Source organism: Fictibacillus aquaticus (assembly GCF_002245695.1).
Classification (GTDB): Bacteria; Bacillota; Bacilli; order Bacillales; family Fictibacillaceae; genus Fictibacillus; species Fictibacillus aquaticus.
The window spans coordinates 261725-280962 of the sequence record NZ_NOII01000001.1; the positions used below are offsets into that span (position 1 = coordinate 261725).

9 protein-coding genes and 1 riboswitch are annotated in these 19238 nt (G+C 42.6%); of the genes, 5 read left to right on the forward strand and 4 right to left on the reverse strand.

Features of this window, described 5'->3' with window-relative positions:
* The first annotated feature begins 52 nt into the window (after window positions 1–52).
* Window positions 53–163: riboswitch (SAM riboswitch) on the forward strand.
* 77 nt (window positions 164–240) lie between these two features.
* The 5 genes from CGZ90_RS01490 (at window position 241) to CGZ90_RS01510 (ending at window position 7677) form a co-directional block, all read left to right on the forward strand.
* Window positions 241–1401 (forward strand): thiolase family protein, encoded by a 1161-nt coding sequence (locus tag CGZ90_RS01490; protein WP_094250563.1) that lies wholly within the window; start codon window positions 241–243, stop codon window positions 1399–1401.
* The gene (locus CGZ90_RS01495; RefSeq protein ID WP_094250564.1) at window positions 1401–3362 is read left to right on the forward strand and encodes an AMP-binding protein; all 1962 of its coding nucleotides are present in this window, start codon (window positions 1401–1403) and stop codon (window positions 3360–3362) included. The genes CGZ90_RS01490 and CGZ90_RS01495 overlap by 1 nt, the downstream gene beginning before the upstream one ends.
* 88 nt (window positions 3363–3450) lie before the next feature.
* Window positions 3451–4941, forward strand: coding sequence for a sodium:solute symporter family protein (locus CGZ90_RS01500; RefSeq protein ID WP_094250565.1), 1491 nt, complete (start codon window positions 3451–3453; stop codon window positions 4939–4941).
* A gap of 16 nt (window positions 4942–4957) precedes the next feature.
* The gene (locus CGZ90_RS01505) at window positions 4958–6088 is read left to right on the forward strand and encodes an acyl-CoA dehydrogenase family protein (protein WP_094250566.1); all 1131 of its coding nucleotides are present in this window, start codon (window positions 4958–4960) and stop codon (window positions 6086–6088) included.
* 152 nt (window positions 6089–6240) lie between these two features.
* Window positions 6241–7677 (forward strand): MDR family MFS transporter, encoded by a 1437-nt coding sequence (locus CGZ90_RS01510; RefSeq protein WP_094250567.1) that lies wholly within the window; start codon window positions 6241–6243, stop codon window positions 7675–7677.
* Window positions 7678–7742: 65 nt separating this feature from the next.
* On the opposite strand, the gene CGZ90_RS01515 is transcribed toward CGZ90_RS01510, so the two are convergent.
* The 4 genes from CGZ90_RS01515 to CGZ90_RS01530 form a co-directional block, all read right to left on the reverse strand.
* Window positions 7743–8390: a C40 family peptidase gene (locus CGZ90_RS01515; RefSeq protein WP_094250568.1), complete on the reverse strand. Its 648-nt coding sequence runs from the start codon at window positions 8388–8390 to the stop codon at window positions 7743–7745.
* Between the two features lie 166 nt (window positions 8391–8556).
* Window positions 8557–9381, reverse strand: coding sequence for an STAS domain-containing protein (locus tag CGZ90_RS01520; RefSeq protein WP_094250569.1), 825 nt, complete (start codon window positions 9379–9381; stop codon window positions 8557–8559).
* 107 nt (window positions 9382–9488) lie between these two features.
* A complete protein-coding gene (locus CGZ90_RS01525) occupies window positions 9489–9944 on the reverse strand; it encodes a GNAT family N-acetyltransferase (RefSeq protein WP_094250570.1) in 456 nt (151 codons plus the stop codon).
* Window positions 9945–10049: 105 nt separating this feature from the next.
* Window positions 10050–19214 (reverse strand): carboxypeptidase regulatory-like domain-containing protein, encoded by a 9165-nt coding sequence (locus CGZ90_RS01530; RefSeq protein WP_094250571.1) that lies wholly within the window; start codon window positions 19212–19214, stop codon window positions 10050–10052.
* Window positions 19215–19238: the final 24 nt, after the last annotated feature.

Sequence of the window (19238 nt, forward strand, 5' to 3'; positions counted from 1 at the left end):
TCTGATTTTCTCTATGCTAACATTAACACCAATTTCAATTACATATTGTTTTGCCTTATCAAGAGTCGGGTTAGGAATCTGGTCCCATGATCCCGCGGCAACCATTTATCATTTGGTAAAAAGGTGCCCATTCCAGCAGACATACATGTCTGAAAGATAAGGAAGAGCCATGGACGATAAGCCTCTTTCTTATATTTTATGAGAAAGAGGCTTTTTTATTTTGGGAAGGAGATTACGAGTATGAATGCAGTGATTTTAGACGGAGTACGCACTCCGTTTGGGAGATGGAAAGGTTCTTTAGCTCCTATTAACGCAACAGAATTAGGAACGATTGTGTTAAGAGAATTAATTAACCGTGTCCCTGAAGCTATTCATGCGGATGGGGTCATTCTTGCACAAGTGATTCAGGCTGGCCATGGCCAGAATCCAGCAAGGAAAGTTGCGATAAACGCGGGTGTTTCCCCTACAACTCCTGCTATCACGCTAAATAACGTTTGCCTTGCTGGAATTGCCTCAGTTGCTGATGCGGCAAGGAGAATTCAATATGGCGAAGGAGATCTTTATATCACAGGAGGATTTGATTCAATGACAAACGCTCCTCACCTTGCGCCGATCAGAAGGGAGCTATCATATGGTCCTGTAACCTTTTACGACACCTTAAATGACGGGCTTTGGTGCTCGTTGAATGACCAGTCTATGGGAAGCTTGAGCGATGCAAAAAACGAAGAACTTGGAATAACACGGAAGGAGCAAGATGAATACGCTGTCCTTTCTCAGTCAAGGGCATCCACAGCACAGATTCATGGCATCCTGAATACTGAAATTGTGCCGATCTCAGGGACGCTTGAAAACGATGAAGGAATCCGCCATAGTTCCTCTATCGAAAAACTGTCTAACCTCCGCCCGGCTTTCCAGCAGGGTGGAACATTGACAGCAGGAAACTCATCGCAGATGTCAGACGGCGCCAGCTTAGGAATCATCACTTCGGAAAAAAAAGCTAAAGAGCTTGGTAAGAGCCCGCTTGCAAAAATAAGAGGATGGAGCGAGATCGCTGGCCCAGATACAAGCCTGCATCTTAAACCCGCGCAGGCAATAAATGAATTGTTGAAAAAAACGAGCCTGACGGTTGATGACATTGATTTGTTTGAGATCAACGAGGCGTTCGCGAGTGTGGTCATCGCAAGCTGCGCTGAGCTTGGAATCGGCTTTGACAAAGTGAACGTGAACGGCGGTGCGATCGCTGTCGGTCATCCGCTTGCAGGAACTGGTTTCAGGTTAATACTCACTTTAGCTCACGAATTAAAACGCAGAGGCGGCGGCAAAGGCATTGCAGCTCTTTGCGGAGGAGGCGGACAAGGAATGGCTATTCTTATTGAAGTTCCGGAAAGGTGGACGTTTTAATGAGCATCAGCATTAATTTAAGAGAACAAAAAGGGTTTGAATGGTCACCTGATCCTGAACAAGTAGAGAACGCCAACATAACAAAGTTTATTAATAAGCATGGATTACATGATGAAGAAGAACTTTACACCCGCTCGCTAAAAGAACCAAATTGGTTTTATGAGGCAATCATGTCAGAGTTGGATATCCACTGGAGTGCACCCTACACTTCCCTTTTCGACAACACAAATGGGGATGCATGGACTAAGTGGTTTCTGAACGCAAAAACGAATATTGTTGAAAATGCGATTGAAAAGCATATTCATAACGGGAATGGCGATAAGGATGCATTTGTGTTTGAAACCGAAGAAGGACGTTCAGAATCCCTCACCTACTCTGCCTTAAATCAACAGGTGAATGAATTTGCAGCAGGTCTAATTGAGCTTGGCATTACGAAAGGAGACCGGGTAGCCATTTATCTTCCGCTGATTACACAAGTACCCGTTTCCTTTTATGCCTGTGCCAAGATCGGCGCGATCGTGATTCCCATTTTTTCCGGATATGGTGAGGATGCCGTAGCTGTCCGTCTGCAGGATCCAAAAGCAAAAGCCCTCATCACAGCTGACGGGTTCTACAGGAGAGGAAAGCCGGTTGATCTGCTATCTATCGCAGAACGAGCAGCAGCTAAATCTCCTTCTGTTGAGCATGTCATTGTGGTCAACCATCTTCAATCTGCGCCTATGAGAACGATTCCACTAAAGAATTATGAAGAAGTGATAAAGCCTGGAAAATCTGCCGACACAGTTCTCCTCGGTGCTGATGAACCTCTTTTAATTCTTTACACATCAGGAACGACCGGCAAACCTAAGGGTACCGTTCACTCTCATATGAGCTTTGCAATAAAAAGTGCGATTGATATGTATTTTTGCTTCGATGTTAAGAAAGACGACCGTCTCTTTTGGATTACCGATTTTGGCTGGATGATGGGGCCGTGGATTCTTCTTGGATCTGGCATACATGGAATTACTCTTATCCTTTATGAAGGCAGTCCTGACTATCCAGCTGCAGACCGTCTGTTTTCTTTAGTAGATAAACACCAGGTTTCTATTTTCGGATTGGCTCCTACGGTTATCCGCTCCTTGATGACTCAAAGCAATGAGTTGTTTACTAAACACAATCTATCTTCTCTGAGAATACTCGGTTCGACCGGAGAGGCCTGGAATCCAGAAGCATGGCGCTGGTACTTAACAAATATCGGTAAAGACCGGTGTCCGATCATCAACTACTCCGGCGGAACTGAAATATCAGGCGGAATCTTAGGCTCCTTCCCTACTAAACCATTAAAACCCTGCGGATTTCACGGTCCTATCCCTGGGATGAATGCATCAATCGTGAATGACCGAGGAGAAGAAACGGATGGCACCATTGGCGAGCTTGTTCTTAAACAGTCTTTTGTCGGCATGACGTGTTCATTTTGGGAGAACGATGAAAGATATATAGAATCGTACTGGTCTAAATACAGCGGAATGTGGGCTCATGGCGATCTCGTTCAAAAAGACAATGACGGAATCTGGTACATCCTTGGCCGGGCGGATGACACATTAAAGATAGCCGGGAAACGAGTCGGTCCAAGTGAGGTAGAAACCGCTCTATCAAGCCATAAAAACGTTGTAGAAAGTGCGGCTATAGGTGTACCGCACTCGATAAAGGGTGAGGCGGCTGTTGTGTTTACGGTTTTATACCAAGAAGTAAAAGAAGAAGAACTGCAATCACACTTGATCAGCAAACTCGGAAAAGCGTTAAAACCTGAAAAAATCATCGCTATTTCTTCCCTGCCAAAAACACAAAGCGGAAAAATAGCTCGCCGGCTGCTAAAGAACAAATATTTAGGACAGCCGCTCGGAGACACGTCTACCCTGCAAAACCCTGAAAGTCTTGAAGAAGTCAAATCCATTGGAATTGAAGGAGGGCTATTACTATGATCAATACGTATTTCCTGCTGATTGCATTATGCTGGATCATCGGATTGTCTATCGTTTATAAATACTATCCTAAAGGAGGAAAAGAAGAATGATTGCGAACGTACCTGGCTATGTGATATGGGTCATCGTGTTTTTCTTTATTGCATACTTTTTCCTCGTGACTTGGATCGGAAAAAAAGGCTTTAGCTACAGCAGTACCTTAAAAGGATTCACAACAGCAAAAGGAAGCGTCAGTCCCGTCATAGTAGGTGCAAGCTTTGCCGCTACTTATGCAAGCGTAAACCTTTTCATCGGTGTTCCAGGTCTTGCTTATCAGTATGGCGTTTCAGTCTTATGGTACACACTGGGCTGCTTCGGTGTTTCATGGATCGCGCTAGTCCTGCTTGCTAAGAAATTCTGGAGTTATTCAAAAAAATACGGACATGTCCTCACTCTTCCCGAATGGCTTGGCAGACGGTACAACAGCAAGACATTGCAGGTCCTCGTTGCATTGCTGATTCTTTTCAACATTTACTATATCGTCGGACAAAATGTGGGGCTGGCTACCATTTTTGAAACGCTTGTCGGCATGCCGTATGTTTGGGGCATTGCAATCGCAGTATTCATCACGATTCTTTATATCGGACTGGGCGGTGCGTATGCTCAGCTTGTCAGTGACGGCATTCAAGGAATCTTGATGGCTGTGACAAGCATACTTGTATTCTTCTCTATCTTTTGGGTAGTTGGTGACTTTAACACCTTAACGTCTAAGCTTGCGAGCATCGATCCAAACCTGGTTAAAGCCATAAATACCACGGAAGGAAGCCCGTATAACAGCAAGCTTGCGATTGCTGCGGTTCAGTTCCTGCTGTTTGGCTTCGTACTGATGCCACATCTTTTAAATAAAATATTATCTCTCGAATCTGAAAAAGATCTTCGCCCATTTGTGCTGTCATCCGGCGTGATTCTTTTCATCATTTCTACACTGATGGTGCTTGGAGGATTAGCGGCACGTGTGTCTTTTCCAAATCTCAAAAATGCAGATCAGGCCATCCCTTATTACTTGTTTGAAGCATTCCACCCGATTCTTGCAGCCTTTTTAATCTTTGGAATCATCTCTGCTATTCTTTCAAGTACAGACAGCCTCTACCTTGGCATTACGGCCAGTATCGGCAATGACGTTTATAAAGTGGCTGCATCCCGGATAAATCCTTTATTACCAGAAGACGTTCTCGAACAGCGTACTCTAAAAGTCTCCAAATACTCTCTTGTGTTTGTAGGACTGATCACACTTTATGTTTCTTTGAACAGACCAGAATCACTGTCATTGCTTATCCAGTTCAGCTATTCGGCTATCATCAGCGGTGTAATGGCCCCTATCCTGCTCGCCTATTTCTGGGATAACGCACATAAGTATGGCGCCATTGCCTCTTTGATCACAGGTACTGCACTTTATTGTTATTTTACGAATTCAGGTGTCATTGAAAATATTTATCTGGCTATGATGACAGGCACCGCTGCGAGTTTTCTTGTTATGATTCTAGTCAGCATTCTTGCTCAGTCTTTATCTGAAACAGCAGCACAGTCTGTACAGAGTTAACGGGAGGAAGTTTTTGATGACCACTCTTTTCCAACAATCCATATTGCAATCTGCAGAAGCACTCGCAGAAAAATTCGCTAACCGGAACGTAACATTTACTGAAGAACAGCACTTTCCTTTTGAAAACTTTGAGCTACTAAAATCAAAGAATTTTCACTCGCTGACTGTCCCTAAAAAATATAACGGACAAGGGCTGAACCTTTTTGAATTCCTTTCCGTACAGGAAGTGCTTGCTAAAGGAGACGGAGCTACTGCATTATGTCTAGGCTGGCACTTAGGAAGTATTCTGGATGTTGAAGATTCCGGCGTTTGGGATGAACATGTGTTTAACCAGCTGTGTGAAGCTGTGATAGATAGAAAGTCTCTGATAAACAGAGCTGCAACTGAAACAGCTACAGGCTCACCTACACGAGGGGGAATGCCGAACACTACAGCAAAAAGGCACGATGGGTATTGGGTATTAAACGGACGAAAGTCATTTACGTCATTAGCAGCCGCTCTTGATTATTCCCTCGTTACTGCTACTGTCGGAAACTCTGATACGAAAGGAGTATTCCTTGTTGATCATTCCTTGGATGGTGTTGAAATTGAAGAAACATGGAGTATGATTTCTATGCAAGGAACACGGAGTGATGATCTGGTGCTGAACAATGTCAAAGTACCTTTACATTGTTATGTTGAAGATGAAGGCGGCAATTTGCCAAAAGCATGGCTTCTTCATATTCCGGCATGTTATCTAGGGATTGCGGGAGCGGCGCGGGAATATGCGATTGAATTTGCGAAAAATCATCGTCCGAACAGTCTGCCTGGACCGATTAAAGACGTACCCGAAGTCCAAAGAAAGATTGGAGAAATGGAGCTAGAGTATTATAAATGCAAAGAGATATTATATTCCGCTGCAGCTAGATGGGTAGAGCATCCTGATATGAGGATGGATATGGGTTCTGATCTAGGAGCTGTAAAGCATATCGTCACAAACGGAGCGAATAAAATCGTAGACCTAGCTATGAGGATTGCAGGTGCGAGAAGTTTATCACAAAGCAATCCGCTGCAGCGCTATTTCAGAGACGTGCGGGCTGGCTTGCACAATCCTCCTATGGATGATTCCGTAATCAGTATGTTAGCAAAGCATGCATTAAAGGATTAACGGTGTATCCATCAGTTCCTTATGCTTTTTCTAAAAAACTCTGCAATAAACCTATTTCCTTTTGGAAATAGGTTTTTTTAATAGCTAGCATGCGTAAAAAAATGGTAAACTAGGTCATTGCAAGTGACATCTAAGCATTATGGAGGAACATTATGAGAAAACAAATCATGTCAGCTCTGCTGCTTGTTACTGTTCTTTCAGCTATGGAAGGAACCATTGTGAGTACGGCAATACCAAGGATAACCAGCGATCTTTCAGGTATTGAGCTTGTAAGCTGGGTTTATGCTGTGTATCTCCTTGCAATGGCTGTAACCACTCCTATTTACGGGAAGCTGGCTGACCTTTTTGGAAGAAAAAAAGTAATCTTGACGGGTGTAACCCTCTTTTTGGCTGGTTCAGCATTATGCGGCTTGTCGCAGTCGATGGAGCAGCTGATCATTTTTCGAGCAATACAAGGACTTGGAGCAGGAGCAGTTATGCCGATTACGATGACGATTATCGGAGATCTGTATACAGAGAATAAAGAACGTGCGAAAGCGCAAGGATGGATTTCTGCTGTGTGGGGTGTTTCCGGAGTCATCGGACCATTGTTGGGTGGATTTATCGTTGATAACCTCACTTGGCATTATATCTTTTTCCTGAACGTTCCGTTTGGATTGCTTGCTATATTCATGTTAGCTGCCAATTATAAGGAAATCGTCACAAAAGAAAAACGGCATGTAGATTATCAAGGGGCTGTTACCTTCTCTATCGCTACCATTGCCGTCCTCTATGCATTGTTGGCAGGCAGCATGAATCAGAATTGGGACGATCCTATGATTATCGGGTTGTTTTTTGTTGCTGTACTCGCGTATTCTGGATTCGTTTTTATTGAGAAAAAGTCACCAGATCCCCTCATTCCGCTCAATGTTTTCTCAAATCGCGGTGTACTGACGGTAAATATATTGACACTGCTTGTCTTTGCAGTAGTGGTTTGTATGACCATTTATTTACCGATTTGGACACAAGGAGTGCTGGGAAAATCCGCGACACAGGCTGGACTAGTTCTTATGCCGCTGCCAGTCTGCTGGACGATAGGCGCTATGGCTGTAGGCAGCTTTGTTGGGAAAGTAAAAGAAAACTGGATTGTAACAGTCGGCACAGCTATAGTCAGCGTTTCTTCGCTGATATTTTTTACACTTTCTGATCATTCTCCTGATTTCATAATTTATGCCGCATCGGGCTTGCTTGGATTAGGGATGGGATTGATGACACCCGTATTTATGCTGATTATCCAATCTTCAGTTCCTTCGTCGAAGCGGGGTATCGCAGTTGCGACCAATTCATTCACGGCCACGTTCAGTCAGACACTCGGATCAGCGGTGCTTGGATCCATCTTTAACATCATCACCATAGCTAAAGCTGAAAAAGGCGGTCAAGACGATCTGGATTTAAACGCTTCTTTTAATCATGCCGAGCTGCCTGCTGAAAAGCTGTCACAGCTGCAAGATATTTTAGCTTCAGGTGTTCATGTAATTTATGGTGTGATGCTTCTGTTAGCATTGCTGGCTTTTGCGCTGTCATTCTTATTGCGGAAAAGCAGCGAGTGATCCTTTACTTAGTAACTTTTCATGAAAAAGAGCCGTTCTCTAACATGAGAACGGCTCTTTGGTACTTATTTGTAGCTTTTGGCACCAATGTAGTATTGTGACCAGTATGAGCTGTCAAGTTCAGCAGTCGTAACACCTTTAGAAGATGAGGCGTGCATAAACTCTCCGTTTCCAATATAAACACCTGCATGGCTTGGACCGTCGCCTTCAATGTTGAAGAACACAATATCTCCGACAGATGGGTTCTCAACTTTTGTTCCATTCGCATAAATCTCATCTACTGTTCGGTCAAGCTGGGCACTGCCGGATTCATCAAAGATATATTGAAGATAACCACTGCAGTCAAAGCCGTCAGGTGATTCTCCGCCCCAAACATAAGGTGTACCTTCATACTTTTTTGCAGCTTCAACGATTGAAGAATTGTTTTTAGCAGCACCTAATGCATCTAAGGTCGCTTTACCTGCAATTCCATCCACTTTAATTCCTTCTTCAGCCTGAAGTTTCTTTACAGCTGACTTTGTATATGGTCCATAATAATCTGTTGTTTTATTGTAAGTGAAATATCCTTTATCATCTAATTTTTCTTGAAGTTCTTTTACATCCGCGCTATGCGTTCCAGGTTTTAATGTCTCTTCTCCAATTGCAGCATGTCCGACCGCGGGGTTGAAAGCCACGATTCCTGCTACAGCTAATCCTGCTGCGTATTTCTTCAAAAATACCATCTCCTTGCCTGAAAATTATTTGACCTGACCCATGCTAACAGGTATGAAGACATAATGCTATTACAGTAAAATAACAATTACCTTGAAATGTAGGAGAAATTACATATTGCAGAATGCAAAAAAAAGAACAAGGTGCCTGTCCGGCAGCCTTGTTCTATTATTGAGATACCAGGTAATCTTCCAGAGCTTGCTGTAAAGTTGCTTTTGTACGGGCTTTATGATCAAAGCTCAATCCTATTCCCGTAACCGAGCGTACGATCTCAGGACGAAGACCGGTAATCACACATTCACAGCCCATCATGTTAGCTCCGTCAATGATCTTCATCATATGCTGAATGACATCTGTTTCCATATGGGCAATCCCGGAAAGGTCGATAACAAGTGTTCCGATGCGCAGCCTGCTTATCTCTAAAAGCACTTTTTCCTCGATAGTATTAGAGCGATACGAATCAATTTGCCCGATTAACGGAAGTACACAAACTCTCGACGTAATGGGAATGATAGGAACAGAAAGGTTCTCCACAAGTGCTCGCTGAGATTCGATCAGCTGATCTTTGTATTCTGAATAACTTAGGAAAAATGCGTTCAAGAATATATCGACCGAGACGTTGATACGTTTTTCAAGTTCAAAAAAGCGTTCATTGTTCATATTGATAACATTTTCTTGATCAAGCTGCTGAAGGTATTTCCACATTGTTCTTCGGATAGCTTGTACCCATTCTAGTTTAAATGAAAGAGTTAAGCTATGTGATGCCCATGAAATGCCTTCTTTTTGAGCGAAAAGCTCGATTTGCTCTTCGTTTCCTTCAAGGGCATACTTGACGACTTTATGAGCATTGGACAAAAGGTCTATGTTGCCGATTAGTAGGATTTCCTCAATTTTCTCCCGGACGTTCAATGCTTCTTTTAATAGAGATTCTTGAAATTCATCTTTATTATTAGTAAAGAATTCAATATAATCCTTTTCAATTATAGACCCCATAAAAATATACACTCCCTTTTCAAGGTTATCTATTTCTCATCTAATTGTACCATGTCATTTAGAAAGCAAGTAGATAGTTTTGCATAGCAACCAATTTTTTGAATCATTTATAGCTCTTTTGTCATAAAAACACTGTTTTCATCCTCTGCATACACGGAAAATGGTTTGCAGGATTGAAATCCGTATCGGGCATACATCCTTCTTGCAGGTTCAAACGCTTCCATTGATCCTGTTTCCAGACTTAAGCGCTTATAGCCCCGCTTTATTGCTTCATTTATGATGTGCTGAAGCATATGGCTTGCTATCCCTCTCCGTAAATAAGATGAAGAAGTTCTCATAGATTTTACTTCTCCATGATTCTTGTCAAGTTCTTTCAATGCACCACATCCAACTAATACATTCCCTATCCAGACAGTCCAAAACGTAATTTCGGTTTTTTTTAATGATTCAAGATTTAGAGCGTGGATACTTTCTGGCGGAGAGTGAAGAGTCATGCTATGCAGGTGTTCATTAATCAGGCTAGCCACTTCTGGTCCTTTTAAATCATCGATTTTTATGTGCACATTTACCTCCAGAAAATTGTAAGATTATATTTTCATTTATCAAAATTATACATAAAAAATGCCCATAAAAGTCATATTAATGACTTTTATGGGCAAGTATCTGTATTAATATGCCGTTTTCATTTTTCCAAGTTCAGAGCTGAACTGAACGGGCTTTCCTGTAATTATGATTTTCATCGGGCTTTTACTGGAGGTAATTCCAGCAAAATTTTCAGCTTCAACAAACAGTGTATGCTGTCCATTGGAAAGATGATTGAGTTCCATCTGGAATGTGCCGTCCCGGTTGGGCTGAGCAGTTCCGACGAGAGTCTTTCTATTCCCGTGAATCGCGTAAGCCTTTACTGTGGAGCTGTATTGCGCTTGTCCGCTGACAATAGCAGGCTGCTGTTTTGCCATATACACCTCTCTGTCCCAAGACGGAGCAGCCGGTTTTTCTTGCTCAGCATCCTTCGCCCAGCGCAGTGCGTTAAGATAAAGCTGTTTTCCATCCTTCGTCCATCCGTATTCAGGTCCGATGATATTGGTCACTGCAAAAGATGAAAGAATCATATGCATATGCTCTTTGCTGCGGAAATCGTATGATATCGACTCGCCTTTATCATCCTCGTTCACAAACAGTCCTCCAAGAGAAATTCCTTTGTATCCTTTAATTGTTGCATAGGGACTCTTTTGGGAGTGTATGTGAATGCGCCCTTTTTCATCTGTCTTGATTCCGGAGTATATCGGATGTTCTGTGTTCCCTTTCAGAAACACACTGCCTTCGTTGTACCCTTGCTTAAAAATATCAGGACTTCCCTCTGCAGTTTTTAACAGATGCAATGATCCATCTTTTACTCCCCACGTTCCTGTGAAGATCAAGCTGACATGATGTTTGTCGCTTTCCGAGATCAGCTTCTTCATTTGTTCAGTGGTGCCTTTATTCGTGTTTAAGACAATGAGTTTATACGACTGTATATCTTCAATTACATCCCAGTCTCTTTGTTCAGAATAAAGGTGTTCACTGTTTAGGAAGTTTGTCAGTACATCGTCCAAATCTCCGATTACTGCAGCCTGCGCTGCGTTCATTTCAGCGTTCCATACAGAATTAGAGCTGCCAATCGATAATCTATGTTCAATCGGCAGATAGCCTTTCTTGGCTATGTTTATCGTGTACTCTCCTGGCAGCAGGCCTGTAAACTCGTAATATCCTTTATCATCAGATGCCGTTTCTTCTGCCAGATTAGGATCATCGGCAGGTGTTAATATGATTTTAGCTCCTGATAAGTGCTGCTTTAATTCTTTATCAGTTATAGTCCCTGAAAGAACAACTCTTTTTATCTCCGTTAGAGTAAAGTTTGTTTCTTCTGCCTGGCTGTTTTCTGGTACATTGACGGTTTTTGACTGATCTTCATATCCTCTCGCTTTGGCCAGTACAGTATAAGTCCCTTTTCCAATTCCGATTCGATACTCGCCTCGTTCATTGGAGACGGCGCTAAAGCTTGTGCCGGGTACTGTTATTCGAGCTTGAGAAATGGCTGTTCCATTAGTGTCTGTAATCTTTCCATGAATTTCGGATTGGCTTGCGTTCAGTGCATAATCTATCGCATTGGCGTAAAGCTGCTCCGTCTGTTTTGTCCATCTGTAGCCAGGGCGTCCGTTGCCGCCCAGTTGCATGCTTGAAAGCAGTACATGAACACTATTTGGTGAACTGAATTTGTAGCCTATTGCTTCTCCAAGGCTCTTTCCGTCATTTGAATGCAATGTTCCAATCGTTGTGCCGCTGTATTCGCTGTAAGCAGAATACTGGACTGTACCTGTCCCGTTTGAGAGGATCTCTATTTCCTGTCCTTCTGAAAAACCTCTGAAAATTGGATGATCATGATTTGCTTTAAGCAAAACAGAACCAGTTACATAAGAGGAAACGACAGCTTTTGGATCGCCGAATACTTTAGAAAGGTCGTTCATGCTTCCAAGACTGTACTGGCTTGGGAAGATAAGGCTCACTTCAAGCTGGTCTGCTTTATTGACGAATGCTTTAAAATGATCAGCGGTCATAGTATATGATAGGTCATTGAGGATAATAAGTTTATAGTCTGTCATATTATCGCTTAGTTTCTTGAAATCTGTGTACGTATAAAAATCAGTTTCGTAGCCGAGTGATCCAAGATAAGAAAGCACATGGCTCTTATTATAATCGTTTCCTAATACCGCAATTTTTTCCGATTGCTTTAGCAATTCATCATGTTCAGTTACGCTGCCGGAATTAATCTGTACTGTTTTGACGGCAGGGGTGTATCCTTCTGCTTTAATGCGGACATCATAAGACCCTTCCGGAAGAGAGATGCGATACTTGCCTAGTTCATCAGACCGTGCTTCAACAGGTGTTCCAATAACAGCAATAGATGCGTCTTTCAGAACATTGTTTGTATCGGCATCCAGCACTCTCCCTGTTAAAACTCCAGCATTTACAGGTGTGAGAATAAACGTTTTTTGAAGCTTTTTTCCCTTTTCTATCTTTAAGCTGAATGTTTGTTCATTATGGCCGAATGCTTGGATCGTAATGTTATAGTCTCCTGGATTCAGAGCGGTGAAGAAACGTCCCTCTAGATCAGCAGTAATTTTTTTGCCAGTCTCCTTTATAAAGATTTCTCCATTCACCGGAAAACCAGATTCGTTTAAAACAGTGCCGTCAAGTTCGCCTATAGCAGTTTCTTTCTTGTCGAGTGCCCAAGACAAGGCATTCTTTAAAAGCTTTTCTCTAGTAGGATCAAACGATGTTTCTCCTGGAAGATAATTGTAGCTGAATACCATGCTTCCCAAAAGTATTTCCACTGAGTCCATCGTTCTCTCTTTAAATGCAATTAAGCTTCCGTTCTCGCCAGTCTGGGGATGGTTCATGCTGACCACCGTGTTTCCAGAGTAGCCGTTAAATCCATAATAATAATCCAGTCTTGCAGGCAGGCTGAATGTTTGCTGCAATTCTAAGCCTTCTGTGAGCGGGTGCTCTTTCAGTATCGTTCCCTGCGCCCCTGACCTGCTTCCCGTTATCTCAGCAGACGGGTCATCTATGAAAGATTTTAAGAATCGGATGGATCCTCTTCCGCCGTTATGCCCTGTCCAAATAACTGAGACCCTGTTTTTATCAAGTGCATCTTGGAATGATTGAAACTCTAGTTTGGTTGGTTCCGTTCCAGGAGCATAGTCACTGTTAGCGTATACTAGATCTACGTCAGACAGCTTATCAAGATCTTTGTATGTCATGGTGATGGTTTTAAAGCCTAGACTTTCAAGATAAGGTTTCAGCGCAGGTTTTCCAGAACTGATATAATCCCCGATGATCCCGATAACTGGTGACGGACGGAGCTTGATATCGATTTTTGCAAGCTCGCCTGGAGCTACTTTAACGGTGATATCTTTTTGAACATATCCATCTTTTTTAAGTCGTATCGTGTACGTTCCAGGTTCAAGCTTGTTGATACTGTATTGTCCAAGGCTGCTTGAGACAGACGAGCGAGGCTTGTCTATGACTTTTAATTCTGCCCCTTCAACAGCGTTTCCGTCTTTTTCATCTTCAACTGTACCTGAAAGACTTGCAGCATCTTCTCGAGTATCCATACTTAATGTTACTTGCTCAGGAATATCCTTTGATTGGGCAGTAATTGATTTCTGCTCATAGCCGAACGCACTCACTTCTAATTCGTACGTTCCTTTTGGCAAGGCAATGGAAAAACTTCCATCCTGCTTAGAAACAGTGGAAACAGGCTGATCTTTAACTTTAATAGATGCTTGTAATGGCTTTCCTTCATCATCTGTTATTTTTCCTTTCACACTTGGGAAAGAGGCATTAGAAGCCCATAAAACAGACTGCACGAGAAGTTCTTTTCCTTCCTCAGTATAATCTTCAAGACTGTGATTGAGAGTGAAACCATGGCCGCTCATCAGAAGTTCTGCGCTTCCGGCAGTTCTTGGCTTATAGGCAACGCCTATACCGTGTGTTGTATCACTGCCTTCATGTTTAATCTCAGCGAGCGGATAACCGCTGTAGTTCTTGAAATAGGAGACTGAGCTTGAAGCAGGGTTAAGGAGTTCAATGATATCTCCTGCTTTCGCACCGCTGAATATCGGATGTTCATTAATGATTTTATATTGTGCAGATTTTGCGGTATTCCTTACAGTTACTCGTTCTTTAGGATCCTGGCGGTTACGCACAAGATGATTAATACCTGATCCGCTGTAATATGCTTCGCCAAAAATCAGGCTCGTTTCGCTCTCATCAGCTGCATTCAGCATTTCATCAAAGATGGATTTCGTAATGGAACTTGTACTCGGTTCATTGATGAAAACCACATCAAAATCTTTCATTTTTTCTTTCATTTGGACGGGCGCTATATCACTTGCTGATATCCCATGAGCCTTTAGCAGTGCTTTGAAGTTATCATCATTATCATAATAATCTCCAACAACTCCAACTCTAGGTGTAGTGTATAAACTAATGTCCAAATTGCCGTCTTCCTTTGAAAGATCAGCTTTTTGTCTGTGGCTGATATACCCATCCTTTTCTACAATCAATGTGTATTGGTCATCTTGCAGATTTTCAAAATGATATCTGCCATTTGAGGATGTAACACTCTCAGCAACTGTTTCTGCTGCAGCATTTTTTAACGTAATGTGTGCTTCTGATAAGGCGATTCCTTTCACTGCATCCTTTATTGTTCCTGATAATATGCCTCCTTCAGCACGTTTAAGGACAATATTTAAATGTGCGGGCTGTCCCGCTTTTACTGCTATTTCTGCTCTCAGAGATGCGTAACCTTGCGCCCGAATATCAGCATTGAATGTTCCTTCGTCATGGAAAAACGAGAAGTTTTCTCCCAAATTCACAGTTACACCGGTTTCTAGAATTTCTATTTGCGCGTCTACCGGTTCACCCGATTCATTAACTATCGTACCGGTGATCTCACCAAATTTGGAATCAAACAAATAATCCAATCCGTTCAGCAAGATTTTTTGCTGAGAAGGAAGCCATTGCTTAGGAGTTGACCATGGCACTGCCGCATGACTTGAAAGAAGCAAATGTGCACTTTCAGAAGAAACGGCCTTGTAAGCAACTCCAGATCCAGTAAATCCTAATGTGTCGTTGCCGATTTTACCTATGCTTCGGCCTGAATATTGAGTGAACCAGGCGAAATCACCGGATCCATTGAACAGATCCACTCTGTCTCCTTTTTTGAAATCTTTAAAGATGGGGTGTTCTGCATCTACCTGGATCCTGACAATGCCTCGTCCATAATAATGACCTATTGACCCGGGATCTTTCCAATAATCAGACAGCTGTTGAATAGAACCGTAACTGTCTCCCCATTGATCAGTAAACAGAATGCTGACATCATGGTTTTTTGCTGCATCGATGAGCACCTGCATCTTTTCTTTAGCAGGGGCTTCTTCAGCGGTTCCGTAAGAGCCGTTTAACAGTAACACCTGGTAACGACCGATATCGTCTATAATATCCCAGCCTCGTTCTTCTGCAGCATACCCGCTCCGCAGCAAGAAGGATGTCATTTCATTGTTGTAGTCATCAAGCACGGCGATATCATAAGGCTGAAGGTTAACGTTCACACTGTTTTCTTCACCAGCAAGTACAGCGATAGTAACGGTGCTCTCTTGATATCCATCCAGTTTCAGTTGAGCTGTATATGTGCCTTCAAAAATTTCATTACTAATAAACTTTCCGTCAGAATCGGTTTTACCGTTTACTGGGGTGCCCTCTAAGGTGATGGCAGCAGATGGCACCGGCTTCCCTGTCCGTTTATTCTGAACGGTTATTGTTAAAGAACCTGTATCAGCATCTTTTAATTCATAATTTTGACTTGTTTGATATCCAGAAACGAAAACAGTTTCTTCAGAATGCTGCTTCTTTCCATATTGAGAAATCTGAATGGTGTAAGTGCCAGGCTTGTGGCGAAGAATAAAATTCCCATCAGAATCAGCTTTGGAAGATACGCCAGTTTCTGCAATGGTAACCGTTCCTTGCACAGAATTTCCTTTTTCATCAGTTAACTGGCCAGTTAAAATTCCTGGTGACTCATAAAGCAGTATCCCTTTTCGGTGCGGCACAATCAGTTTTCCAGCTGTGATTGGCAGGCCAGATGAACTTATTGAAGGAATAGAAAATTCCTTCAGAACTTTACCTGTTAATACGTCGACAGCGGATACTTTGCCAGTGCTTCCTGTGAAAAATAATACACCGCTTGAGGATATCGATCCGTTATGAACGCTTGTGCCTAACACTTTGTTTTCCCACTTCAGACTGCCGGATGATTTTTCATAGGCACGCAAATATGGCTGCGAGGCAGATCCGATAATAACCAAATCCTTATATAATAACGGTGAATTAGCTTGTGTGTCGCCTATGCCGCTGATATGCCATTTTTCTTCACCAGTCTTTCCGTCCAGGCGGTAAAGAGATCCGGTTTTTGCAGCAAGGTTTGTACCCGTGACATAAATATCTCCATCTTCATAAACCGGACGAGATACAACACCTTCCTTATTGAATGCTTTAGTCCAAACTTCAGTTCCGTCTTCAATGTTTAATGCCCGAAGCGATTGATCGTCATAGCTGCCTACATATACAAGTCCTCCGCCGCTGCTTGCACCAAAGTAAACGGGAGCCCCAACAGAATAGTTCCATATTTTCTTGCCGTCATCCGCATCAAACGCAGTGACTTGAGCTTTTTCTGTCATACCTGAACTCACAATTACCTTTCCGTCTAAAACAATTGGAGATTCGTAAACTGCTGTATCGCTGATTGGTGCCGTCCATTTGATTGCACCGCTTTTTACATAAAGTGCGTATATCTTGTTTTGTTCACCGCCTGAAACATACACAGTTTCATGATCGATTGTAGGAGAGGAACGGTTAAAGCCCCCCGTCTGAAAAGACCATTTTTCTTTCCCGCTTTTCATATCAAGAGATACAACCCAGCCATTTTCTGTTACTAGGACGATGTTTTCGCCTGAAACAGCAGGAGTTGAAAAGAGAATATCCCCTCTGTTTTCGCTTTTATATTCCCAGCTTTTTTCAAGATTGCTGATATCGACAGCATGTGGTGAAACAGCGTTGCGTGTTATGTTTTGGTTTGCTGTTTTCCATTCAGTGTCCTCAGGCGAAGCAGAAACTGTTTCTGTCAGCAGATTAAGTTCTGTGTTGCTGCTGATAGTCACTTTCTTGGAAATTGAATGTATCTTTTCGCCGTACACGTTGATCGTATAACTACCTTCAGGTACAGACGAGAAACTAAATGTGCCGTTCTTATCCGTTCTTGCGTCAGGACTTTGGGTATCTAATAAACGGATGTAAGCAAATGGTACCGGCTCCCCGCCTTCTTTCATTTTAAGAGTGCCTGTTATTTTAAACGTTTCTGATTTTTCCAGTACTACGTTTGTCTGGAATTCTTCTCCCTTTTTAATCTCTGCCTGAAATACAGTGTCTTTGTAACCGTAAGCGGAAACTTTTACTTCATGCAGCCCAGCGTTTACTCGCAAAGTAAAGCTTCCATCTTCAGAAACGTTTTGTTGGATATTTTCTTCAGCAATTGAGATGGTTCCGGCGACAGGTTTACCATCTTTGTTTTTGAGTGTTCCTATTAACGTACCTGAAAATGCGGCTTCCGTTACCGCCTGATAAATGTTCAATATACCTGCTCCGTATTGCTGATTAGGCAATGAGCCCATCTGCGGCTCTTTGCGTGCTGTCTTGATTAGGATAGATTTTACTTCATCGATGCTTAAATCAGGGTTTGCCTGAAATAATAATGCAATTGACCCAGAAACGAGGGGTGATGCCATGGATGTTCCGCTCAGCGTGTCATATTTTCCTTCGTTTCTTATACCTGGCCATGCGGAGTAAATTTGGTGTCCTGGAGCAGAAATATCTGGCTTTATCATTGGAGTGCTTTCTCCGTTTTCATCTGGCCAATAGACTGGGCCCCGGCTTGAAAATGAGGCGACTTGGTCATACGAATCAGTTGCGCCTACGGTAAAGGATTCGGGAAAGCTTCCAGGCGAGCCGATAGTTTGAGAGCCTGGACCGTTATTGCCAGCAGAAAAAACTGGAAAGATGCCGGCAGAAACCCATGCTTTTACATCTTCATGAAATTCTGGATTATAGGGGTTTGCATTGCCCCAAGAGTTATTCACGAGATGAGGCGCTTTGGACGGATCTCCTCCGGGTGCCATGAACCATTGAAATGCTTTATGGATGGCAGATAAGGAAGATGATCCTGAGTCATCGAAAATTTTTGCCGCTATCCATTCTGCTTCTGGAGCCGCACCGACAGGTTCTCCGGTTCCTCCTCCGACAGCGGTTCCGGCGACATGAGTTCCATGGCCGTTGCCATCCTGAGGTGTCTGGTAACCCTCCCCTGATAAATCAATCCAGGAGTATTGATGCTGTCCATCACGCCCTCTGTAATTGTGCTTAAGTGCTTCATGGTTCGCGTCTACCCCAGAGTCCATGATGCCGACAACGACACCTTCTCCCTTAAGCCCGTATTTTTCCCATACTTTAGTCGCATTTACTTTTTCAAGGTTCCATTGAGGCAGTTTAGGAGAACTATTTTCTGCAGGGTCGTCAGGAAGTGTGAGCAATTCGTCTAAAACGATGCTGTCCACGTCGTTTCTTGCTAATAAAGTTTTATAGGCATCCTCTGTAACAGTAGCTGTCATGCCGTTGATGATCCAAAGATTATCTTTTTTCTTCGCTTTTCCTTGCTTTGCCAAATTGTTGAGAGCTGCTGATAAATCACTTTGAGTAGTTTCTGAAAAATTCTTTAATGATTGCTGAATATACTGGATTTTTTCTTTGCGGTTTTTAAATGATTTATTTTTAGGAGAGATGCTTGTGAGGTTTGGTCTTTCTTTACTGCGGATGATGATGTTTATTTTATCGTTTTTCTTAAAGGCGAGCTCGATTTTTTCTTTTTCCTTTTTCTCTGCTGCTTGATGATCAGGCAGAGTGTTTCCTTTCGACAAAGCAGATTTGGCTAGGAATTTATCCAAACCGCTGTTTACACTTAACAGAGCAGGATTCGTTATTGCTTGAGATAAGTTAACTTTTTTAGATTTAAATTCTTCTTCTCTCTGTTTTTCTATTAAGAGCTGATTTGATGCTGCTGGTTTTGCGGTCTTTTTTCCTGTTGCGGATACAGGAGAATAGGTTGTGAGAATAAGCAATAAAGAGAGAATAACTATGTAGATCCTTTGAACTTTACTCTGAATCTTTTTACGTTTCAAACGAGGCACCTCCAATATTTGGTA

Excerpts from the sequence above, each read along its gene's own strand:
- CGZ90_RS01490 (WP_094250563.1), top strand. The coding sequence starts at position 241 with ATGAATGCAGTGATTTTAGACGGAGTACGCACTCCGTTTGGGAGATGG.
- CGZ90_RS01495 (WP_094250564.1), top strand. The coding sequence starts at position 1,401 with ATGAGCATCAGCATTAATTTAAGAGAACAAAAAGGGTTTGAATGGTCA.
- CGZ90_RS01500 (WP_094250565.1), top strand. The coding sequence starts at position 3,451 with ATGATTGCGAACGTACCTGGCTATGTGATATGGGTCATCGTGTTTTTC.
- CGZ90_RS01505 (WP_094250566.1), top strand. The coding sequence starts at position 4,958 with ATGACCACTCTTTTCCAACAATCCATATTGCAATCTGCAGAAGCACTC.
- CGZ90_RS01510 (WP_094250567.1), top strand. The coding sequence starts at position 6,241 with ATGAGAAAACAAATCATGTCAGCTCTGCTGCTTGTTACTGTTCTTTCA.
- CGZ90_RS01520 (WP_094250569.1), bottom strand. The coding sequence starts at position 9,381 with ATGGGGTCTATAATTGAAAAGGATTATATTGAATTCTTTACTAATAAT.